We start from the raw sequence: 22,321 nt of genomic DNA, 5'->3' as shown, positions 1-22,321 counted from the left end.
AACCTGTATAAAGTCAAGAAAATAAACATTAGTGTCATACTCAACCCAGAACAGCCGAGAGCTGGATCTGAAGACCTTATTTCCATTTGAACTAGACAACTTCCAGAAAGAGGCGATCGTCGCCGTAAACGCTGGAAAATCCGTAGTTGTTTGTACCCCTACCGGCTCAGGCAAAACTCTAATTGGAGAATACGCCATCTACCGTGCCCTAAGTCGCGGACGACGAGTATTCTATACCACACCCCTCAAAGCTCTGTCAAACCAAAAATTGCGGGACTTCCGGGACAAATTTGGAGCAGACAAAGTAGGGTTAGTCACCGGAGATACCTCCGTTAACAGGGAAGCATCAGTCCTAGTAATGACTACAGAAGTCTTCCGCAATATGCTCTATGGCACCCCCATAGGAGAAATAGGCACATCTCTAGAAAAAGTAGAAGCCGTAGTCTTGGACGAATGCCACTACATGAACGATCGCCAACGAGGCACAGTATGGGAAGAATTAATAATTTATTGTCCATCAGAAATTCAACTATTAGCTCTCTCCGCTACAGTAGCCAACAGCGACCAGCTTACAGATTGGATCAATAAAGTACATGGGCCAACTGAACTGATTTACTCTGATTTTCGGCCAGTACCTCTCCAATTTAATTTTTCTAACAGCAAAGGTCTATTTCCTCTACTGAGCAATAACCAAAAAAGAGTAAATCCCTTGCTCAAGCCTAAAAATCGACATAATATAGGTAGAGATAGAAGAGAAAAACAATTAGAACCAATATTGCCAGCAGTTTTATCTCAACTCAAAGAGCGGGATATGTTACCAGCTATCTACTTCATATTTAGCCGTCGAGGTTGCGATCGCGCAGTGGCAGAAATAGCACAAGTCAGCAATCTTACTTTGCTGGACGAAACAGAAACAATTCAACTGCAAAATTTAATTCAAAAATTCCTCAATACTAACCCAGACCTAACTCACTCTAAAAAACTCGAACCCCTAAGCAAAGGTATAGCATCCCACCATGCTGGAATGTTACCAGTGTGGAAAGGATTAGTCGAGGAATTATTTCAGCTAGGTTTAATCAAAGTAGTATTTGCCACTGAAACCTTAGCTGCTGGAATTAATATGCCAGCTCGTACTACTGTAATCTCTAGCCTCTCCAAACGTACGGATGAAGGTCACAGACTGCTAAAACCATCAGAATTTCTGCAAATGGCAGGTAGAGCTGGACGACGGGGGATGGATGTTCAAGGTTACGTTTTAACTGTCCAGACTAGGTTTGAGGGTGCGAAGGAGGCATCTTATTTAGCAACTTCAGGAGCTGACCCCCTAGTTAGTCAGTTTACTCCTAGTTATGGCATGGTGCTGAATTTGCTGCAAACTCATACTTTGGAGGAGGCAAAGGAGTTAGTCGAACGTAGTTTTGGTCAATATTTATCTAGTCTTTCCCTGGAAGCAGAACGCATAGAGATTGAGCAAAAGCAGGCAGAGTTAACTTCTTTGCAAAATAAATTAGGGATTTATGAACAGAATGATTTGGTAAATTTAGAGCAGTTGCTGAGAGATTATGAGAAGATACGAGAAAGAGTAAAAGAAGAAAAACGACTGCTGAAAATTTTGCAAAGGCAAGCGGATGAAAATCGCATTAAGGAGATGTCTTTGTCTTTGTCTTTTGCTCTATCGGGAACTATTATGAGTTTAAAAGGAAAGCACGTTCCTACTGCGAAGAGGTCTGACGCTAAACCTATTGCCGCTGCTTTAGTAGCTAAAATTCCTGGTTCTGGTCAGTCTTCTTACTATGTGTGCTTGGGTAAGGATAATCGATGGTATGTTGTAGCAGCAATGGATGTTGTCGGTTTACACCCAGATGTACCCCGCTTAGTGGCAGTAGAACAAATTGAGTTGCCTTCTGAGATAGATTTTAGGTTGGGGCAATGTCGCAAAGGAGATGAAATTTATCTGAGTTTATCTGAACAAATTCCAGAGGTACCTCCACCAATAGATGCTCCAGAAGTTTTGGTACAAATGCAGAAAGTAGCAACCGTGGAAGTAAAGATTCAGGAACATCCGCTGAAGGAATGGGGAAGTCCTCGTATTTTGTTGAAGGGTTGGCGACGAATGGGAATATTGGAGATGGAAATAGGCGATCGCCAAACTGAGTTAGAAGATAAATTGGCACGCCACTGGCAGGAGTTTCTCAATCTCATTGAAATTTTGCAGTATTTTGGTTGTCTGCATGAGGTAGTGCCTACGGAAATTGGTCAAGCTTGTGCAGCGATCCGAGGTGACAATGAATTGTGGCTTGGTTTGGCGTTGATGTCTGGTGTTCTTGACTCACTAGACCCTCATCATTTGGCTGCTGCTTGTGCTGCTCTGGTGACTGAGATTAGCAGACCTGATAGTTGGTCGCGTTATGATTTGTCTATGGAGGTAGAGGATGCTTTAGGTGGTTTGCGTAGTTTACGACATCAGTTATTTCAGGTGCAGCGTCGGTATCGGGTAAGTTTACCTGTTTGGTTAGAGAGGGATTTGATTAGTTTGGTTGAACAGTGGGCACTGGAGGTGGAATGGCAGGTGTTGGTGGAAAATACGAGTCTGGATGAGGGTGATGTTGTCCGGATTTTACGTCGGACTCTGGATTTTCTTTCTCAGATTCCTCATGTGCCTCATTTATCTGATGTTTTGCGACGGAATGCTTATCGGGCGATGCAGTTGATAGACCGTTTTCCTGTTAATGAGGAAGTTAAGTAATTGTTGATGTTTCTAGGGGTTAAAGTGGCCTAGATTTTAAGAAGGAAGAGGGAGGAAGCAAGATGGAAAAATCTTGCGTTGTCTGAGTTTTAAGCTTTTGATATGTCTGCGCCTTTTCCTTCGACTCCTGTTAATATTGTTGTGTATTGGTTGAATAAAAAGTCATGCGTAGGTGCGAGCAACTACTAATGATTACATAGTACCATGATTTTTTTGAGGATACAAGGGGAAATTCTTTTCGTTTTTTTGGAGCTTCACAGAATGAAGATTAATTATAGCACTAGGCAAATAGTTAAACTAAACAAACCCATTTCCAGTTGCCCTTTATAGAGTCTGCTTGTCTTCAGAACCGGACGTGAGACTTTCACCTCATCACGGCTCCTCTCCTAAACGTCCCTTGTCATGGGTACACCCTTAAAATTCCACTTTGGATTTAATGAGTCCTATGGTTCACTGCTTTTAAATCCTTGGCAGTCTTAACAAATATTGACAACACGGACTAAAAAATAATATAGGATTTACATAACGATATCAAAGCTATTAATTCTGACTCTTGTACGTTGCCAATTCGACTGCTACCCTACCTGAGTCCTACCTAACTAATAAATGACCAAGCGATTTGTAGCAAACATTTATCAAATTGGTATAAGACCACCTTTTTCAGAGATATCTTTATGGGCACTTCACTTTTAGCAGTTAGCCCCAGACTCAAAAGTTACTTACTGGTCTGGGGAACAAATCAAGCCTGATTAAATTCTAAACCATGATCTTTAGCATAACGCTCCATGAACCGCATAAAACGGTCCCAATCTTCTTTAGATTTCATCACATAAAGTCCCTCTAGCCCTTTCGGCTCACCATTGATAAATTTGGCCTTAACTTCGCGACTGGTAATTTGGCCTTCTTCATCAATCATATACATTCCTGTAATATCTTCAGTAACATCTTGGCCTAAAGCCTTAGGATTCTCAAAAATAAATGTAGCTGTTCCTTGATTACCGCTACGAGAACGGGTTAGACGTACTTCTGGTATAGCCTCTTCATCAACACCTTGAATAAATTGAATTGCAGTCATCAGTATCTTTTTAATCCTTAAGCAATCGTTAAAGTATTATTATAAACACAATCTGATCGAGTTTCACCGAAAAACTGGGTAGTTACGCCTTCCCCTTCTAGGGGGACTTTTGATTTGATTTGATACCCACAAATATGCTATATCATTGTTAGTTGAAAACGATAATAATTAAAGCCAGGTACAAATATCGAATTGATTCAACAGTTGGACAAAAACACCGATTAGCAAAGCTATTTGGTTGTGTCCGCACAATCTGGAACGATAGCCTAGCTTGCTATCAGGAAAAGTATATTTTAGGTGAGAAAAAACCAAGTAACTCTGAACTACAAAAACTCTTTATTACTCAAGCAAAAAAAACAGAAAATAGAGAATGGTTGTCAGAAGTTTCTGTAGTCCCATTACAACAATGATTAAATGATTTAAACCAGGCTTACCAAAACTTTTTTAGTGTACGGACCTTGCATGCAATGTCCCTAGGTAAAAGAAAAGGTAAAGCGATTAAACCTCCCAAATTCAAAAAGCGAAGGTCAAGACAAACTGCTAGGTTTACCTTAAGAGGTTTTCAAGTACATGAAGACAAAGTATACTTAGCGAAAATAGGGTTTTTCAAAGTAGTCTGGTCAAGACCTTTACCAGGATAACCATCATCAGTAACAGTCATCAAAGATGCAGCTAACAGATATTTTCTGAGTTTTGTCGTAGAAATTCCACCGCAAATACTACTAAAATTTAGAAATTCAGTAGACATAGATTTAGGAATCAAAACTTTTGCCACATTCAGTAATGGTGAAAAAGTAGATGCGCCAAAACCATTAGAGTTGTTGGGAATTAAGCTAAAAAAATGGCTAAAACCGTTATTGGTCAAAGTTTATAGCGTTTTTCAGTTCTAGAATCATGAAAAGCTTATTCTATAAGGTTTTGAGCATTGTTCAATTGTTATTTCCCAACAACTCTATTAAAAAAACGAATTAAAAAATATAGGAAATTCAGTAAATCATTATCTAAGAAAACTCAAGGATCTAAAAGATACGAAAAAGCCAGACTTAGGGTGGCTAAATTTTCCTAGGTCATGCTACGCAAACATGCCAAATTAAAAGACACTAGAACCGATTTTCTACATAAATTATCCACTGAAATAATTCGTGAAAACCAAACAATTATTCTGGAAGATTTGTTTGCGAAGCATTCCGAAGGAAACGTTTCTGGTATGATTAAGAAGCGGTGCTACCCCGCGACGACACCAGTCGCAAGCGGTCGGAACCCGGCGTTCCCGTTCCGGGATTGTAGGGAACGGTCTCCTCGCCATAGGAACGCCGACCAAGAGAGGGAACGCGCACCAAGAGACCGGAAATTGTCCAGAGCCATAAGTGATTTAGGCTGGAGACAATTTCGTACCTGATTAGTTAGAAGGAAAAGCAGAAAAGTACAGTCGTGAGCTAAGAGTAATTAGTTGTTGGGAGGCGACTACCCAAGTGTGTTCATGTTGCCGTTTTCCTGGTGGGAAATTAGACCTGAAAGTAGGAGAATGGGAGTGTCTGGGTTGTGGAGCTAAACACGACCAGGATGAAAATGCAGCAATAAATATATTAGTCGCTCCTTGGACATGCCTCCGGAGGAGGAGCTGCAAATTGCGGAGACTCAAAACAGACGTGGAGGGAAGCATCAGACTACCGCCAAGGAAGCAGCACCCTGTATTAGCGGAGCTTTGCGCTAGCAAAACGTAAACTCGCCGAAGAACTAAGGTTCGGTAGGAATCTCCGCGTCTTTAGACCAGAGAGGATGTCAATAAACATCTCCAGAAAAGAGGCAACAGGCAACAGCTTATCTGGCAACAGGGAACCAACCCCGAACCCCTCCCAGGAGGGAAATAATTGATAATTTATGGATAAGAATTGATTTTCTTTTTGATTTTTACCAGATGTCTAATAATCAAATAAACGTTCTATATCATCTCCAGAGGAACCACCACGGCTAGAATTAACTCTCAAAGATGCTCCATCTTTAGAAAAATCATAACTCAAAGGTTCAGTTTGAGAAATAAGGGCTTTAGCCTCTTCTACTAGAGATGTTGCTGGAGATTTGACCATTAAATCTTTTAGAGCTTCAATACGTTTAGGTACAGCGGGATGAGTAGTATCAAATTCAGCGCTTGGAGTTTGCAGCAAAACATTCATTGCTCTTAAACAACCTTCTGGTTCAAAACCTGCCTTTGCTGAATACAAATATCCCTTTTCGTCAGCTTCCAATTCTCTTTTACGGCCTTCTTCAGCCAAAGTTTGTTCTAATTCTTCTTTTTTCTGAGCAACAATTTCATTTATTTTTTCTTGGCTTGCTTTAGTGCGTTGACGACTAGCATTGCCCAAAACAGCACCACCAACTCTCCCTGCTCTGCCTCCAAATACTCTAGCTGCAGTACCTCCGATAGACATACCAGTTGCCTCTGCTTGAGCATCCTGTTTTTCTGCTAAAACTTCTTGTTGAGCCTCTTGTTCAATTTTTTCGATCAAAGCAAGTTTTTCTACTGGGGCTAAAGCTATGTGCCTTTCAGTATGATGTGCCATTTCGTGGGCAACTACGCAAGCTATGGCAGAGGCATCTCCTACAAGTTGGTCTAGGATGCCGTTGTACATCGCAATAAGATTAACTTCTGTAGCAAAGGCATTGATTTCATATTTGGGAAATATGATGATTCGCCAAGGTTTTTCGTCTAGTCCATTTGCTCTAGCAATACGGTCAACGATTCGATACAGTGTGTAAAGGTCATCAGGTAGTTCTTGTTTGGCCTGTTCGTATATATTTTTTGCTTGTTCGGTGTCTTTTGTCTGTTCTGTTGGGGTAGAATTTTCTGAGGAAGTTGGGTTGGCCTTAACTGATAGTTGATTGCTGGGTAGTAGGAATGTGGCTACTGCTAATATGGCTAGTATGGTTTTAATTTTTAACATGATATTTTCACCTAAAGTTAAAGTTAAACTAATTTTTTATTAACTAGCGATCGGTATTTTTCGTATCGGAATGCTTTTTAAAGTTAAGACAAACAATATTGATAGCTAGTTTTGTCTTGAAAAATTTAGAATAAACTCACTGGTATAAAATAGTAAATGATGATTTTATCGGATTTATAGTCAGTTAGCAAAGCTATATTTTTACCCAAGATTTGAGGTAATCTACCTATTAATAGTTTATCATTAAAAGTTTAGACTTAATCGCTTATTTAAGGTCATAATGATTGAAGTTGAGAAGTTAAGCAAAATTTATGGTTCAACCTCAGCAATTAAGGAGGTATCCTTTGCTGTACAACAAGGAGAAATATTGGGATTTTTAGGTCCGAATGGTGCAGGTAAAACTACAACAATGCGGATATTAGCTGGATATTTGCCTGCTACGAGTGGCACGGCTAAAATTGCTGGTTATGATGTCCATGAAGATTCTATGGCAGTACGACAATTGATTGGTTATCTACCAGAAATTCCGCCTTTGTATCCAGAAATGACTGTGGAAAGTTTTTTATTTTTTGTGACAAGAATTAAACGTGTTCCTGCGGGCGATCGCTCTTCTAAAGTTAAGGTGGCAATGAAGAGATGTGGGTTATTAGATAAGCGGAAAATATTAATTAGAAAACTTTCTAAGGGTTATAAACAAAGGGTTGGTATTGCTCAAGCTTTGGTACATGACCCGCAAGTAATTATATTAGATGAACCTACTGTTGGTCTTGACCCTAGACAAATTATTGAAGTGAGAAATTTGATTAAGAGTCTTGCTAATGACCATACAATTATTTTGTCTACTCATATTTTGCCGGAAGTTAGTATGACTTGTAATCGAGTGACGATTATTAATTATGGTGAAATTGTTGCTACAGGTAGTCCTGAAGAAATGAGTAATAAATCAGCAAGTGGGTGGGGATATGAAGTAGAAATTGAGGGAGAAGATCGGGCAATGGAAACAGGATTAAAGTTATTAGCTGAAGTTCCGGGGGTTCAATCTCTAGAAAAAGTTAAGTCAGATAATGAAAGTCGCTTCAGAATACAAATAAAATCTCAACCAGATATGGAACCAGGAAAAGAAATTGCTAATACTATAGTTAAAAATGGTTTGAGTTTATGCGAGTTGCGCCGAACTCGTGCTAGTTTAGAAGATGTTTTCTTAGGGTTAACTACAGGTGATATTCCTAAAAATTCATCGATTGAAGCATCGGCAAATTCTGTCATAGATAAAGTGAATAATGACCGAAATATTGAACTTCATAAAAATCAAAATCCTCTTCCCGATCCTTGGCAAGATGTGACAGAAAAAGATGCTCAAGAAGAAAAGAAAAATTGAGGTGATCGTTGAACAATTATTAATTATTACCTATCCTTGAAAAGAAGAGGATTGAGTCGAAGGAAAATTTTTTCTTTTTATCCTCTTAAAAGAGGAGGCTTTCCACCACAATTTTTCGGTAAGCATAAGGAGGAGGTAAAAGCAATTGAAAAATTGAGAGGGAATTAAAAGTTACTGCCAATTTACGCTCATTCAATCTTATTAGACCTCTCCTCCAAAAGAGTAGGGACGTTGCATGCAAGATCCATACAGGGAAATAATTGATAATTTCTCTGGGATAATTGATTGGATTTTTTATTATTGGAGATGTCTATTTAATCTCCCCCACTCCCCCACTCCCCTACTCCCCTACTCTCAACTATATAATAAGTATTCAACCGGATTTGATATCACTTCCAGACCACAAAAAAATCAAAAGGAAATTAAGTAATGCTAGTAGTAATTAGCAATATTTTGGCAATCTACAGAAAAGAGTTACAAGGATATTTTGCATCACCATTAGCTTATGCAATTACAGGAATATTTTGGTTATTGGCAGGATATTTTTTAGTTGCTATTTTATTAGGACCTGATGGAATTATTCAACAAATTGCGACTAGAGACCAATTAGGAATTACTGAACCGCCAGTCGATGCGCCCTACGAATTTTTGAAGGCTTATTTGGGTATTATGGGTTCTCTTTCTTTGTTTTTACTGCCGATGTTATCCATGAGTTTATATGCAGAAGAAAGAAAACGAGGCACTTTAGAATTATTAGCAACTTCACCTATAACTAACTGGGCAGTAGCAACAGGAAAATTATTAGCTGTATTAACATTTTATATTTCTATGGTATTGCCATTGTTAGGGTTAGAAGCTATTGCTATTGGTGCTGCTGAACCACCTATTTCGCCAGTTTTACTTTTGTTAGGACATGGTGGTTTAATATTACTAGCTGGAGCAGTATTATCATTAGGAATGTTTATTTCTTCTTTAACAGATAGTACAATTTTGTCTGCCATTCTTACCTTTGCTTTAGTATTATTTTTGTGGGTAATTGATGTTGTAGCAAATAATGTTAGTGGTCCTTTAGCAGAGGCATTAAGACATTTATCAATGCTGACACATTACACTAATATTATTCAGGGACTTGTGGATACTAGCAGCATAATTATGTTGTTGAGTTATCTTGTTTTGGGAGTATTTTTAACTGCTCAATCAATTGATGCTTTACGGTTCCAGCGTTCTTAATGAGGAAGGAGGAAGAAAGAAGGAAGAAGGGAAAGAAAGGTTCATAAGGGAGAAGGTTTTTTTATGACTGTACTGTGGGCATCTTGTCTGCTAGTAGTGTATTTGACTGATAGGAAAAAATAAGAGAGTGTGTGTAAATAAAGCTGAAGATAAGTGTCTTGTTATTGATTAAGTAGAAAGTCTTGAAACGGATCTACTATTTCTCTTTTATATTTCTCCAAATACTTCTTTTCTTCCAGAGAAAAATTTTTCACTCTGTCATCTAAATTGGTTAATGGTAACAATAATGTATTTGCACCTAAATACCTGTGAACATTTATTAACTTCAGACAATCTTCATTGCTCAACTTTGATAATACACCTTCAGACATTAACAAATTCTATAGACTTTCATCAATTGATTTTTACCGACACCAGATTTCAGTGATGTACTCAATAAGTCCTCCACTAATTAACTCAATAGAGTTAAATCTAAACGCTCCTGTTGATTTGCCCACTGAATAAATTTGCCTACATATTTTTTGTAAGTGTCTGTTAGATTTTATCGCATTTATCTGAGTGTTTTATGATTTAGAAAATACCAAGCTTTACTAATCATAAATTCTGCTTCTACCTCTTGACCTTCTGAGTGAGTATTCAATAGTTTGAGCCATGTTTCTAGAATCTCAACAGGAAAACCTTTTCCTATAGTTTTATCCAGAAAAATCTTCCGTTTTATATAGTCCTCGTAAAGAAAAAAGGAACTCAACTTTCTCTAGATAAGTCTCTAGATAATCTTTCAAGCTATTATTTGGGACTTTCCTTGAGGTTAAAAATAATTCAAACGGATCTAGAGGTTTATCTGAAAATTTGTCAGAGACTTATCCGTAAATTTGCTTGGGGATTTATCTTGAAAATATAGAGAATTAAACCATTGATAAACTGCCATAAAATTATCTGTCTGAAACTTAACTCTCTCTTCTAGAAAACTGATGCTCTTTTCAATCATAGATTCCAATAGTGGCAAACTTTGTTCATAGGTTGATGAGTGTAATTCTAGACAAGTCATATAAAGCTTACTAGCTTCATAATTAGTAATATCATGTCCGGTTGAACAGTTATAAATAAACGACTAAGGAATCAGGAGTCAGGAGGGAAGAAAGAAGAAGTAAAGAGAAACTTTTTTTTATCACTAATTATCCGGACATGATATAAGTTCTAAACCATTAGCAATCTCAGGAATATGGAAAATACCTCTCTATTTTTCTAATAAATATAAATTCAAAGAATCTAGTGCATCAGGAAAATTTTTCTGCCAATATTGCTTTAAATTACTTTGATTAAAAGTTTCTATATCTAGAATAGGAAAAAGTTGTTCGATCAACAGATTTTTAAAATTATCCCTCGTGATTTCTCCAACTAATGCCAAACCCGTAAATGTATTGAAGAACTATCTAGCTTAACTATTATTTGTGCCCACTTACAGTATTCAGGGTCAACCTAACCTATAGCTAAAGATACTTTATTATGTGCATTAGTAGGGAGGAAAAGGAAAATACTATAGAGAATTAATAAGTAATTAGTCTTTTTCCTCTTGTTCGCCAGTAAGCAATAGTCTTTTACCATTCAAAATTACTGCTAGTGCTTGAAGCGAAATCTTTTTCACATATTCGGGAAGCTCTTCACAAAATTTTTCTATTGGAATCTTTACTTTTTCATCTTTTGGTAATAAGTTAAAAAAGCTTTATTTTCCCAAAATTCAGTAATTTTTCTCATAATGATCAGGCAAATTGACATCACTGAAAGTTGGTATTGATATATCATTCAAAGCTACTAATAACCAAAAAAATCGGGTAGTGCTAAACAAGTAATGATTGATTATAGTGATGAATAAAATACCAAATTGCACCAATATGATTTTCCACAGATTTAGAAAAAGACAAAGTTTTTCGCACTAGCCTGGATACCCTTTGTCTTAAGAAGATTCACATTTTGGACAGGTCGGCATAGATGGACAACACTAACTTTTACTCCTCTATCATTACATATTGAGCACTACCAAAAATCGATTGTTAAATTCAGCCATTTCTGCTTCAGAAAAAAAATATAACGGTGCTGGAAAAATGAGAGGTTTCCATTCAACAAAGGTGTTTTTTTATCCCGACTACTAGCAAGAGCAGCTTGAGTAAGTATAATTTGTTTTTCTGGCAAAATAGAAGTATTATTCCCACAAATTTCTACAGCTTGGCGATTATGATCGCTACTTTAAATTCCCCAAAAGTAATAATTTTTTTTATGTATATCTTCCAGCTATGAGATATTATTCTTTAAACTTTCACTGTGCGAAACTAGACGGTATTCACTTTCATTTCCTACAAACTTGCCATAGATAAACTGGTCAAATTTAGATGCTTGAAAAGTATTAGGAATGTTTGACAGAGAACTCTTAATTCTTCTCACTAACCATTCAATAGGCGAAATTATATTTATTGGGTTGAAGCGTCATAACTTTGGGAAACATAACCAGGTAGAATTAATGCAAAGTGGGGATAGAAATTTTTGAGAATAGGGAGTAGGGAAATATAGGTATAATACTAACGGTGAAAAAATAATGTAAGGATGTCTTTTTGACAAAAGAGATAAGTAGGTAGGCGCAAATAAACTTCGCTATTCAACAAAATGTTGATGTAGTCAAAACCCTTGATATTACTTCCTTCCACTCCGTTCTAGTCGCTTCGGACGTAGTTGTAAATTTTTTCACTTACCTACTTAATTTCTGACCTAAAAAATGGTATTGAAGCCATTTATTCTGACTAATAAATAAGGTTAATAGTCCCCTATTCCAGGAGGTACTGATAACTGATAACTGATAACTTATTTAATGGAGTCTCGCAATGCCTAAAATAAAAATATTACAGGAAGATCAATCTTATACTTTTCGGTCTTATTTTGAGTTACCTTATGAAGCTGATGAAATCTTAGCAGAGTTAAATTATTCATTAGTTAAATCTGATTTATCTTTGCCAAGGACAACAAAAACATTAGAATGTTTATCGGAAATACAGAATAAATTAGAGAATATTTTACCCTTTGTGAATTTAAGTAATGAAACTGCTAGACGAGAAATTTTAGTCTCTCCAATTTTATTGGAAATTGTTCATTATTGTCATTGTCAGTTAAGAATTGAATATCCTTTGAAAGTCAATGATTGGTTAAAAGGTAGTTTGGATTATTTACTGCGTTCTCATAATAATTTATTAGTTATTGAAGCTAAAAATGACGATTTTACCAGAGGTTTTACTCAGCTATCTGTAGAGTTAATTGCATTAGCTGAAGTCGAAGAAAACAATATTTTATATGGCGCAGTAACAATGGGAGATGTCTGGCGTTTTGGTAAATTAAATAAAGCCGAACAACAAATTACACAAGATATTAATTTATTTAGAATACCAGAGGACATAAAAGATTTAGGTGAAGTTTTAGTGGGTATTTTGGAAGGAGTAGAGAATTAAAAAAATATGATAAAAATAAGAGTTATACTAAATCACCTAATATTGTTACATTTCATTTATTTGATGCTGATATTTCAACAATTAATAATTAATCATTACCTCTCCTTGAAAAGAAGAGAATTGACTAAAAGAAAAAAATTATTCTCTTGGTCGATTGGATATGGGGAGGAGACCCGCTCTGATCAGAGCCGCTCTGAAGTACGCCATCCCACCCTACGGGAAGCTCCGAAGATCGACCGCTTTTTTCTACTTTAAAGGAGAGGCTTTAAACCTTAATTATTCAGTAATGAAAAACAAAGGGAATAAGTAAATAATTTATTGCATAAATCCCTAAATTTATTCATAATATTATTTCTGTGTTATACTAACTTGAAAAAAGAGTGTTACAAAGAGTTTCAAACTTTAGATGTGAAATAATTTCCTGAAATTAGTTTAGCATTAGAGTTTTGAGCCTATAAAATATTACTTTTTACTTTTAACTTCCGTAAAACTTTATTATTCCTGATTTCCTATTCAAGACAATTTACAGATAGAAAAAAAGATAATATGAACAGTATCAAAAGTACTTGGACTTATATATTTTGGCTAGGACCAATTTTAACTATTATCGGTGTATCAGCAGGTGTTGTTTCAGGAACTTGGGAACCTATACCATTAAGTTTAATCACTACTGGCATAGTCATAATTGGTTTGTGGATTTTTTATCAAGCTTATTCTGTAGAAAAAAACTCAACTACAACTTGGTGGAGTGGTCGAGCAACCGAAGCAGGCACAAACGCAATTTTTGCTACTATTTCAGTATTGATTATCTTGGCACTAATTAACTTTCTAGCAGTTCGTTATCAAACTAGAATAGACTTTACTGAAAATCAAAAATTTACATTATCGACTCAAACAATTGAAGTATTAGAAAATCTCGAAAAACCAGTCAAACTTTGGATATTCGATCGAGGAGAAAATCCTCAATATACTCAACTAATAGAAAACTATCAAAGACAAGGAAATGGTAAATTTTATTTTGAGTTAGTAGACCCCCAGAAACAACCAGGAAAAGCTAATGAATTTGGGGTACAACAATTAGGAGAAATTCATCTCGAAGCAGGAGAAAGAAAAGAAGTTATTATTAGTAGAAAACTAGAACCTCTCACAGAATCTAAACTAACTAACAGCATAGAAGAAATACTCGGTGGCAAAATTTTAACAATATACTTTATTCAAGGTCACGGTGAAAGGGAATTAGAAGAAGGGGAAAGAGGCTTTTCCGAAGCTCTAAAAGCTCTTGAAAATAAAAAATATATAGTAGAGTCGATAAATTTGGCAAGTATTTCTCAAGTGCCAGAAGATGCAGATGTGATAATTATTGCTGGTCCGCAAAGAGAATTTTTAGAGGCAGAAGTTACCGCTTTAAAAGAATATTTAGATGGAGGTGGTGGTGTGTTTATTATGTTAGACCCAAGCACCGACCCAGAATTAGATGATTTATTTGAAGAGTGGGGAGTATTAGTTGACGATCGCCTAGCAATAGATGACCCAAGTATTGGTCGGTTAGTAGGTCTTGACCCTTGGGTGGTATTAGTTAGCAGCTATGGAGAACATCCTATTACTGATGATTTTAGTAATGGTATTTCATTATATCCTTTTGCACGGCCTATAGAAAGTGAAACAGTGGATGGAATAGTAGAAAGTCCTCTAATTTGGACTAATGACCAAAGTTGGGCCGAAACAGATTTAAGGGGTCAGTTACAGTTTAATGAGGGTCGCGATCGCCTTGGACCATTATCAATAGGTGTAGCTTTTACTCGTTCTTCTACTGTAGAAAAAAGTGATGAAACAGGATTAGACCTTACTCCCATTCCTCCACTTCCTGGTCAACCACCGAATGAACCTGTGGCAACTTCTACTTCAGAGTTAGAAGAGCAAAAAGAGATAACTTTAGCAGAAGTTATTCCTCCACTTCCTGGTCAACCACCAGATGAATTTGACCCGAAAGAAACAGTAGAAAAATCAGAAAATACATCTGAAGAAGCACGTTTAGTAGTGTTAGGAAATTCTCAATTTGCTACAAACGGTTGGTTTCAACAACAACTCAATAAAGATGTTTTTCTTAACTCAGTTTCTTGGTTAGGTAAACCAGAAGAAAAAATACTTTCTATTAGTCCGAAAAAAAACACAAACCGTCGTATTGCAATGAAATTAGTACGAGCTAGATTTTTAAGTTGGATGGCAATAGTAATTTTACCATTTTTAGGCTTTACAATTGGTGGAATTATATGGTGGCGAAGACAATAAATTAAAATTTATAGTAATAGAAAGTTGGAAAAGATTAATATTTGAGAGAAAGGGAGACAGGTAAAAGGTAAGCATTCAGCAGTCAGCTATCAGCTATCAGCCATTAACTCATTATTTTGGAACGATAAATTAGTCTCCAAGGAGAATTAAAAGTTATTAAGAAAAAAGTCATCAACTAACCTTAGTAAGTATTAAGTTCAAAAGCTATTTGCGCAGCATTCCGCAGGAAAAGCTGAATACTAATAGTTGAATCCTTACGGTAAAAGTGAAAAGTCATAAGAGATTTCAGCAAGAGAAAAAATTACAATCTAGTGTGACAAATCATTTATAATTGGAGTTTAGGGTCTTTAAAGGCATCAGAAGTCTACGGTGATGCATCGGTTTTCACAGTAGGTAAGCAAGGCCATTTTATTGTAGATTTTGGCAGTTAATTTACTTTTGCGTAAAGCAAACTTCTATTTTATTTGCTGGGCGAGCAACAGGAAATGTATTAATTGTCAAATCTTGATTCTCTTTAAATTTCCAACTACAATTATCTAGTAGGGCAGATATAAAAATTTTGATGACCAAATAAGCAAATTCTTTGCCTATACGCTCCCTTACACCACCTCCAAATGGGATATAACAAAGAGGTTTCTTTTGATCTTCAGCATTTACAAGATTAAACCGTTCTGGATTAAATCTTTCTGGTTGCTTATATATTTCTGGGTCTTGAAGAACTGAACTAATTCGATAACCTACATTCCATCCTTTAGGAATTCGGAATCCCTCAAAAGAGCAATCTTGAAGAACTTCTCGAAGTCCACCACTCACAGGAGGAGCTAGCCGTAATACTTCTTTGATAACTTCTTCTAGATAAACCATTTTCTTTAATTTAGCGAAAAATAGTGGTTCTAATTTATCCAATTTTTCATGTTCTATTTGAAGTAAGTTTAAAACATCTAAATGCTCTGTTGTTAAAATCAAAAAAGAAGTTAATGCTGAACTTAATTCCTTTTTTCCTAATGATAAAAGATTAACCATTTGTTCTACTATTTCTGTTATAGTTATTTGGTTATGCGTTTGTTCTCGAACTGTAAGTAATATACCTAATACATCTGAACCAAAATCACTCTATTTCTGTCTTTTTACAATGATTTGTTCAAATTGATTAAATAATTTATCCTTACTTTTTAAAGCACAACCTAATTTAGTCCAAAGAAAAGCTAACGGAATGGTATTTAATCCTGACTTCATGTCTTTTAAATAATTACCGATTTCACTTTATGAAGCAGAATCTATACCTAGCAATAATTTCAAAACAAGGTCTAAAGTATAATTATTTATTTCAAAATATAAATCTACAAAATCAGATTTTATCCATTTTAAAAAATAGCCTTGACTCAAATTATGAATGGTATTAATATAGTTATTTAGCCCTTGCTTATTGAGAACTTGAGCTAATAGTTTTTGTCTATCTCTATGTTCTTTACCTACCAACCTAGTAATATCAGTTTGACCAAAAATTATTTGAGAATTTTTGAAAATGATAGGTGATGTAAAGTATTTGTTTTAACTAATGAAAACAAATTTTACAGCTTAATATCCTTGAAAGTAAATAAATTTTTTACCTCAAATTCTGCTTTGATAAATAGGACCATATTTTTCGTACATTTCTTTTATATAGTCTTGATAATTCTTGGGAAATATTTTGTTTTTTCCAATAAAAGGTAATCCTAAATTACCAGGTGGCAAAGGCAAATAAGAAGCTGGATTAATATTCATAAATATTGAAATTTCCTCATTAGATTTGTGACTCTTTCAAAAAATATTAAACATACTGTATCACTATACTATATTATTACAAAAAACAACTTTGACACAGTCTTTAAAGACTTGAGTTTAGACTAAGTAGGTAGGCTAGGCGTTAAAGTTTATTTTTAGACAAAGGCAGTAGGCAGAGGGCAGCAGGAGCTGTTTGCGCAGCATGACCTAGGAAAGGAAAGAGACTTATGAGCTACTTGACTTTTTATTACATACTTTGTTTTTTTCGTTCCTACCTACTTAACTTACCCCAAGAACAGGCAAAAGATTTTTTTCTTCTCCCAGTCCTTATTTAACTGTTGCCTGTTGCCTATTCCTTCTCCCGAAGGGAGTTGAACTTTTTCAAACTCAAATTATCAGAAAAATATTAAACATAAATACTTAATTATTTATTTGTTTTATTTCTATTGGCAACCGTTATTTTCTCCTGATTCCTGACTCCTTATTCTTTCTACTACGTTTTGAAGTTCAAAATGTAGGATTGAAATTTAATTTACTTCGAGAAGAAAACTTTTTTCAGAACTCGTAAATGTTATGAAAATCAAGAAAACAACTTTAACATTAATATTAACAGCACTTGCTTTAGGCGGTTTTGTTTATTTTTATGAAATTAGAGGTAAGCAGCAACAGGCAGAATTGCAAGAACAACAAAAACAGGTGTTTAATTTTAAGTCAGAAGAAATTCAGGCTATTACTATCAAACAAGAATCAGAAATATTAACTTTAACAAAGGATGAAAATGCCGAAGAAGCAACTTGGAAAATAACTGCACCTACAGAAAAAGAAGCTGATTTACTAACAGTAGAATTTTTGTTAGACCAAATAACAGGATTAAAAAGCGATCGCTCTATTAATACTCCTGTTTCTCAGTTATCTGAATATGGTTTAGAAAAACCAGAAATTACTGTAGAAATTAAACTTCAAGATGAGCGAACTAGGAGATTGTTTTTAGGAAAAGCAGATTTTGATGGTACTTCTATATATTCTCAAGTAGAAGTTGAAGGAGAACCGCCAAAAGAGGTGTCTGTTTTGTTATTATCTGTCAATTTCAAAAATGTTTTAACTAAACCAGTTGCAGAATGGGAAAAACAAGAAAAACCGGAAGAATCATCTGCTGAAACAGAAGAATCTACTGAAAAAAAAGATGAACCGGAAACAGCTAAACCATCATCTGAAAAATCTCCCGAACAATTAGAAGAATCTACTGAGAAAAAAGATGATGTGCAAATAGAAAAATCATCTCCTAAACCGGAGGGATCTCCTTCACCTACTGATGATTATTTACTAACAGAATAACTAAATTGATAGGTGGAATTATCCAATAATTAAAAATTACAGCAAATTTGAGGATAGTGAGGTAAAGTTTAAGACTAATCTATAATTTTTATTCATTCCTTGTTCCCAGAACACAGATCCGGTGTTTCCTAAAAACATAAAATTTTGTACCTTATCAACTCGAAAACTGCTGTAATAATTAATAATTACCTATCCTGAAAATAATAGGATTGACTAAAAGTATTTTTTTCTTGTATCTCCTGAAAATGAGAAGCTTTAAACCTTCATTATTCGATAAATTTTCTAGAAATGAGAGCTAAAATTTAACGCTCAATTAATATCGTAGAATAGAACTAATATAAAATTACATAAAAGAGATTAATATGATTGTAGAAGCTACCCCACAATTAATGACCTTGGATGAATTTTCAGATTGGTATCCAGATGGTTATGGTCGTGATTAATTACAAAATGGAGTTGTTTTTGAAATACAGTCTACAGGAACTCACGAACAAGTAGCAGGTTTTCTCGCCCTTAAACTAGGAGTACAAATCGAACTTCTTGAACTTCCTTATATTATTCCCAGACAAGCAATTGTTAAACCGATATATACAAATAAATCTGGTGATAATCCAGACGTAATTTTTCTGGATGAATCTGCTTTAAAAGATGAGCCTTTATGGAAAAAACGTTCCACAATTACTCAATGAAAACCGCTGTAAGCTAATTATTGAACTTGTGAGTACAAATTGGCGTAATTTATGGTCATAAATTAATTGATTATGAGGGTTTAGAAATACCAGAATATTGGATAGTTGGATTAGGGAAAAACATTATATAGGCAACCCAAAAAACCTACTTTGTCAATTTATCAGTTAATTGACGAAGAATATCAAGTACAACAATTTAGAGGAGATGAAAAAATTATTTATCCTACATTTCCAGAGCTTAAATTAACCGCCCAACAGATTTTTGCAGTAGGAGATTAAAAACATGAAAAATAAGATTTTTCATTTCCTAGACAAACAACTAAAAAGCAGAACAATTCAAAATTTGTAGGGGTTAACGGCCGTTAACCCCTACTATATTTAGTGGTTATGCGTAATACCATGCATGAAAAAAGAATGTTACGAATAATCAGCATGATTATAAAGATATTTGCAGGAGATGTCCCTTTGACAAAGCGGTCGATCTTCGTAGCTTCCCGTAGGGTGGGATGGCGATCTTCGGAGCGGGTCTGTAAGAACGGGTCTCCTCGCCATATCCAATCGACCAAGAGAGCGGTGCGACCCCGCGACCACACCAGTCGCACCTAGTAGCGCAACAAGAGAAAAAGAGAATTTCCTAGCTAAAAACTGGTATTGAAACTATTCCCATGTGACTCAGTCTTCCTGACTTCCTCTTCTGGGAGGGGGAGGGGCGAGGGGTGGGTTGACTTCTAAGAAATATCCTAGCTATTTGTAGCAAACATTTATCAAAATGGTATAAGTCCTGACCCAAATAGATGAAGCGCAATAGCCAGAACTGCTAAAATACTGAAAAATATTACACTTAAATTCAATAAGACCCAGATTTCCAGAGTAACTTTCCCACTTATGACATAGCAACCATGACTCAAACTGCACTTAATCTAGGGACAACAATAACCGACACCCAAAATGACGTTGAACTGCATAAAGTATTCAAAGTGTTTGAAGGCCATACAGCAGTAAGAGGTGTGGACCTGAATATCCGTCAAGGAGAATTTTTTAGTATTCTTGGCCCTTCTGGCTGTGGCAAGACTACAACATTACGCTTAATTGCTGGGTTTGAATCCCCATCAGCAGGTGAAATAATGATTAGGGGAGTATCCATGAATCAAACTCCTCCTTACCGTCGCCCTGTAAATACTGTTTTCCAAAGCTACGCTCTATTTAATCATCTCAGCGTCAAAGATAATATTGCCTTTGGACTACGAATTAAACGTGTAGGAAAAACTGAAACCGAAGAAAAAGTGGCACAAGTTTTACGACTGGTGAAAATGGAAAAATTTGCCGATCGCTATCCCAATCAAATATCTGGTGGGCAACAACAAAGGGTAGCTTTAGCAAGGGCGTTGGTAAATCGTCCAGCAGTATTATTATTAGATGAACCTCTTGGTGCCCTAGACTTGAAACTACGCAAACAAATGCAAATGGAATTGTCTAGCTTACATCAAGATTTAGGCGTTACATTTGTGATGGTAACTCACGACCAAGAAGAAGCTATGAGTATGTCTGACCGTATTGCCGTGATGCACGAAGGTAGAATAGAGCAGATAGGTTCTCCTCAAGAAATTTACGAGCACCCTGAAAGTCCTTTTGTAGCAGATTTTATTGGAGAGACGAATTTATTTCAGGGTCGAGTTGAATTTATCGATCATTCAAATATAGTAGTTAAGACAGATCGTGGTATTAAAATTGTTGTACAACAATCAACAGTTAGTGAAGAGGCAAAAAACGGAGAGATTTATGCAGGTGCTACCGTAGTCGTCAGTGTGCGGCCAGAAAAAATAGAGCTAAGTCTTTATTCCCTAGATATATCAGAAAATTGCTTTGAAGGTAGATTAATAAATGTTATGTATATGGGGACTCATGTATATTATCATGTAAATTTGTTGTCAGGCGATCGCATGACGATCAGGCAGCCCAGTACACAAGGAACTTTGCCCAGCGCAGATACCCCTATCTATCTTTATTGGGCAAAACAAGATTGTTTGGCTCTAAGCGAGACAAGATAACAAAAACGTAAACTAAATTTTCACTATTGAAAAATTACCGAATAATTAAGGTTTAAAGCCTCTCCTTGAAAGGAGAAAAAATTTTCCTTAAGAGTCTAATCCTCTCCTTGAAAAGAAGAGGTAATTGTTAATTATTAATTATTAATTATTAATTATTGAAAGTGCCTCCAACTAATTTCGAGAAATATCGGGGAAATGTTATTGCTGCATCTATTAACAAGCAAGATGCTCGCACTTCTAGACGTCAATTTCTCAAAACGTCAGCAGCTACCATCGCAGCTTCAGCTCTTTCTAGCTGTGGTTGGAGATTAGCTGAAGTAAAATCTAACCCCCGAATGCAGGGAGATTCAGATTTACTCTATATATATACTTGGGCAGGTTATACAGACCAAGATTTGCTAGACCGCTTCTACGATGAAACAGGTATCAAAGTAGTTGCAGATGTGTTTGACTCTAATGAGTCGATGCTAGCTAGAGTGCAAGCTGGAGGAGGTGGAGCATATAGCATCATCTATCCATCTGATTATATGGTGCAAAAAATGGAATCCCTGGGTTTGTTGACAGAGTTAGACCATTCTCTAATTCTTGGTTTAGACGATCTGTTCCCAGAATTTCAAGACCCTATATATGACCCTGGTAATGTCTATAGTGTACCCATAAGTTGGGGTACTACTGGTTTAATTTACAATAGCAAACTGTTACCCACTGCGCCCACTGACTGGGAGTATCTCTGGGAAAATAAAAATTTAATATCAAAGCGCCTGACTCTAGCTAATGACGTGCGCGAGGTGATGGGGTGTGCTTTGCGAAAGCTGGGATATTCCTACAACTCTACTAATGTTGAAAGTATCAGGGAAGCTTACCAAGAGTTACTCATACTTAGACCAGCGATCGCCTCTTTTACTACAGATGGTTGGCGGTCTCAAATTTTGGTAGAAGATTTGTTGATAGCTATGTGTTATTCTTCTGATGCTGCAGAAATTAAACCAGAAAATGAAGATTTAGAATATATTACTCCCCGCAGTGGTTCCTCTCTGTGGACGGATACATTAGTGATTCCCAAAAATGCTCCTAACCCTGATGGTGCCTATCAGTGGATTAATTTTATGTTACAGCCAGATATAGCTGCTGAAATTGTGGAGAGACTCAGTTTTGCTACACCTTCTCGTGAAGCTTATCGAAGATTATCAGAAGAACTAAAAGAAGATCCTACTTTATTTCCCCCAGAATCAATTATTGAAAAGTGTGAAAGTTTAGTTCCACTGGGTAAATATGAAGAAGTTTATGATGAATACTGGACGAAATTAAGAAGTGTATAATTGCAAGAAGGAAGA

The 22,321-nt window shown here is 36.0% G+C and carries 21 protein-coding genes and 2 pseudogenes; 12 read left to right on the top strand and 11 right to left on the bottom strand.

The window, feature by feature from the left end:
* Positions 1 to 31: 31 nt before the first annotated feature.
* A complete protein-coding gene (locus F6K06_RS01435) occupies positions 32 to 2,746 on the top strand; it encodes an RNA helicase (RefSeq protein ID WP_287242289.1) in 2,715 nt (904 codons plus the stop codon).
* A 739-nt stretch (positions 2,747 to 3,485) separates the two neighbouring features.
* Here F6K06_RS01435 and psb28 read toward each other — a convergent pair.
* On the bottom strand, positions 3,486 to 3,821 hold the full coding sequence (gene psb28 / locus F6K06_RS01430) for a photosystem II reaction center protein Psb28 (protein ID WP_124143044.1): 336 nt from the start codon (positions 3,819 to 3,821) through the stop codon (positions 3,486 to 3,488).
* A gap of 152 nt (positions 3,822 to 3,973) precedes the next feature.
* Here psb28 and F6K06_RS33695 point away from each other — a divergent pair, with 152 nt between their 5' ends.
* On the top strand, positions 3,974 to 4,231 hold the full coding sequence (locus tag F6K06_RS33695; RefSeq protein ID WP_124143045.1) for a helix-turn-helix domain-containing protein: 258 nt from the start codon (positions 3,974 to 3,976) through the stop codon (positions 4,229 to 4,231).
* 152 nt (positions 4,232 to 4,383) lie between these two features.
* Here the strand turns inward: F6K06_RS33695 and F6K06_RS33690 are convergent, their stop codons facing one another.
* On the bottom strand, positions 4,384 to 4,686 hold the full coding sequence (locus tag F6K06_RS33690) for a hypothetical protein (RefSeq protein ID WP_124143046.1): 303 nt from the start codon (positions 4,684 to 4,686) through the stop codon (positions 4,384 to 4,386).
* A 204-nt stretch (positions 4,687 to 4,890) separates the two neighbouring features.
* On the opposite strand from F6K06_RS33690, the gene F6K06_RS33685 reads away from it, so the two are divergent.
* Together F6K06_RS33685 and F6K06_RS01420 are read left to right on the top strand one after the other, a co-directional pair.
* Positions 4,891 to 5,220, top strand: coding sequence for a transposase (locus F6K06_RS33685; protein ID WP_287289085.1), 330 nt, complete (start codon positions 4,891 to 4,893; stop codon positions 5,218 to 5,220).
* 16 nt (positions 5,221 to 5,236) lie between these two features.
* Positions 5,237 to 5,545 (top strand): annotated as a pseudogene (locus F6K06_RS01420) (zinc ribbon domain-containing protein); the annotation flags it as partial.
* 198 nt (positions 5,546 to 5,743) lie between these two features.
* On the opposite strand, the gene F6K06_RS01415 reads toward F6K06_RS01420, so the two are convergent.
* The gene (locus tag F6K06_RS01415) at positions 5,744 to 6,763 is read right to left on the bottom strand and encodes a M48 family metallopeptidase (protein ID WP_124144459.1); all 1,020 of its coding nucleotides are present in this window, start codon (positions 6,761 to 6,763) and stop codon (positions 5,744 to 5,746) included.
* Positions 6,764 to 7,043: 280 nt separating this feature from the next.
* Between F6K06_RS01415 and F6K06_RS01410 the strand changes: the two genes are divergently transcribed.
* The gene (locus tag F6K06_RS01410) at positions 7,044 to 8,141 is read left to right on the top strand and encodes an ABC transporter ATP-binding protein (RefSeq protein WP_124144458.1); all 1,098 of its coding nucleotides are present in this window, start codon (positions 7,044 to 7,046) and stop codon (positions 8,139 to 8,141) included.
* Positions 8,142 to 8,570: 429 nt separating this feature from the next.
* The gene (locus F6K06_RS01405) at positions 8,571 to 9,371 is read left to right on the top strand and encodes an ABC transporter permease (RefSeq protein WP_124144457.1); all 801 of its coding nucleotides are present in this window, start codon (positions 8,571 to 8,573) and stop codon (positions 9,369 to 9,371) included.
* A gap of 161 nt (positions 9,372 to 9,532) precedes the next feature.
* Here F6K06_RS01405 and F6K06_RS01400 read toward each other — a convergent pair whose 3' ends face one another.
* The 5 genes and pseudogenes from F6K06_RS01400 to F6K06_RS01380 form a co-directional block, all read right to left on the bottom strand.
* Positions 9,533 to 9,742, bottom strand: coding sequence for a hypothetical protein (locus tag F6K06_RS01400; RefSeq protein WP_124144456.1), 210 nt, complete (start codon positions 9,740 to 9,742; stop codon positions 9,533 to 9,535).
* Positions 9,743 to 9,921: 179 nt separating this feature from the next.
* On the bottom strand, positions 9,922 to 10,119 hold the full coding sequence (locus F6K06_RS01395) for a hypothetical protein (protein WP_124144455.1): 198 nt from the start codon (positions 10,117 to 10,119) through the stop codon (positions 9,922 to 9,924).
* An 81-nt stretch (positions 10,120 to 10,200) separates the two neighbouring features.
* Complete coding sequence (locus F6K06_RS01390) at positions 10,201 to 10,419, bottom strand: hypothetical protein (RefSeq protein ID WP_124144454.1); 219 nt, start codon at positions 10,417 to 10,419, stop codon at positions 10,201 to 10,203.
* Positions 10,420 to 10,608: 189 nt separating this feature from the next.
* Complete coding sequence (locus tag F6K06_RS01385; RefSeq protein ID WP_161564459.1) at positions 10,609 to 10,779, bottom strand: hypothetical protein; 171 nt, start codon at positions 10,777 to 10,779, stop codon at positions 10,609 to 10,611.
* Positions 10,780 to 11,209: 430 nt separating this feature from the next.
* Positions 11,210 to 11,329, bottom strand: a pseudogene (locus F6K06_RS01380) (IS1 family transposase); the annotation flags it as partial.
* Between the two features lie 915 nt (positions 11,330 to 12,244).
* On the opposite strand from F6K06_RS01380, the gene F6K06_RS01375 reads away from it, so the two are divergent.
* Together F6K06_RS01375 and F6K06_RS01370 are read left to right on the top strand one after the other, a co-directional pair.
* Positions 12,245 to 12,862, top strand: a complete 618-nt coding sequence (locus tag F6K06_RS01375) for a hypothetical protein (protein ID WP_124144453.1) — start codon at positions 12,245 to 12,247, stop codon at positions 12,860 to 12,862.
* 546 nt (positions 12,863 to 13,408) lie between these two features.
* Positions 13,409 to 15,151: a Gldg family protein gene (locus F6K06_RS01370; protein ID WP_124144452.1), complete on the top strand. Its 1,743-nt coding sequence runs from the start codon at positions 13,409 to 13,411 to the stop codon at positions 15,149 to 15,151.
* A gap of 432 nt (positions 15,152 to 15,583) precedes the next feature.
* Here F6K06_RS01370 and F6K06_RS01365 read toward each other — a convergent pair whose 3' ends face one another.
* From F6K06_RS01365 to F6K06_RS01355, 3 genes are all read right to left on the bottom strand, one after another.
* Complete coding sequence (locus F6K06_RS01365) at positions 15,584 to 16,237, bottom strand: cytochrome P450 (RefSeq protein WP_124144451.1); 654 nt, start codon at positions 16,235 to 16,237, stop codon at positions 15,584 to 15,586.
* A 177-nt stretch (positions 16,238 to 16,414) separates the two neighbouring features.
* A complete protein-coding gene (locus tag F6K06_RS01360; protein WP_124144450.1) occupies positions 16,415 to 16,630 on the bottom strand; it encodes a hypothetical protein in 216 nt (71 codons plus the stop codon).
* 132 nt (positions 16,631 to 16,762) lie between these two features.
* The gene (locus tag F6K06_RS01355; protein WP_161564458.1) at positions 16,763 to 16,915 is read right to left on the bottom strand and encodes a hypothetical protein; all 153 of its coding nucleotides are present in this window, start codon (positions 16,913 to 16,915) and stop codon (positions 16,763 to 16,765) included.
* A gap of 573 nt (positions 16,916 to 17,488) precedes the next feature.
* On the opposite strand from F6K06_RS01355, the gene F6K06_RS01350 reads away from it, so the two are divergent.
* The 4 genes from F6K06_RS01350 (at position 17,489) to F6K06_RS01335 (ending at position 22,306) form a co-directional block, all read left to right on the top strand.
* Positions 17,489 to 18,250 (top strand): DUF4340 domain-containing protein, encoded by a 762-nt coding sequence (locus tag F6K06_RS01350; protein WP_287242299.1) that lies wholly within the window; start codon positions 17,489 to 17,491, stop codon positions 18,248 to 18,250.
* Positions 18,251 to 19,089: 839 nt separating this feature from the next.
* On the top strand, positions 19,090 to 19,218 hold the full coding sequence (locus F6K06_RS33680; RefSeq protein WP_338043160.1) for a hypothetical protein: 129 nt from the start codon (positions 19,090 to 19,092) through the stop codon (positions 19,216 to 19,218).
* Between the two features lie 620 nt (positions 19,219 to 19,838).
* Complete coding sequence (locus F6K06_RS01340) at positions 19,839 to 20,987, top strand: ABC transporter ATP-binding protein (protein WP_124144448.1); 1,149 nt, start codon at positions 19,839 to 19,841, stop codon at positions 20,985 to 20,987.
* Between the two features lie 212 nt (positions 20,988 to 21,199).
* The gene (locus F6K06_RS01335; RefSeq protein ID WP_192901097.1) at positions 21,200 to 22,306 is read left to right on the top strand and encodes a PotD/PotF family extracellular solute-binding protein; all 1,107 of its coding nucleotides are present in this window, start codon (positions 21,200 to 21,202) and stop codon (positions 22,304 to 22,306) included.
* The last annotated feature ends 15 nt before the right edge of the window (positions 22,307 to 22,321 follow it).

It is taken from the genome of Okeania sp. SIO1H4, assembly GCF_010672695.1.
In the GTDB taxonomy this organism is placed as follows: Bacteria; Cyanobacteriota; Cyanobacteriia; order Cyanobacteriales; family Microcoleaceae; genus Okeania; species Okeania hirsuta.
Note: the sequence above shows the minus strand (reverse complement) of the source record. Positions and strands in the feature narration are given on the sequence as shown.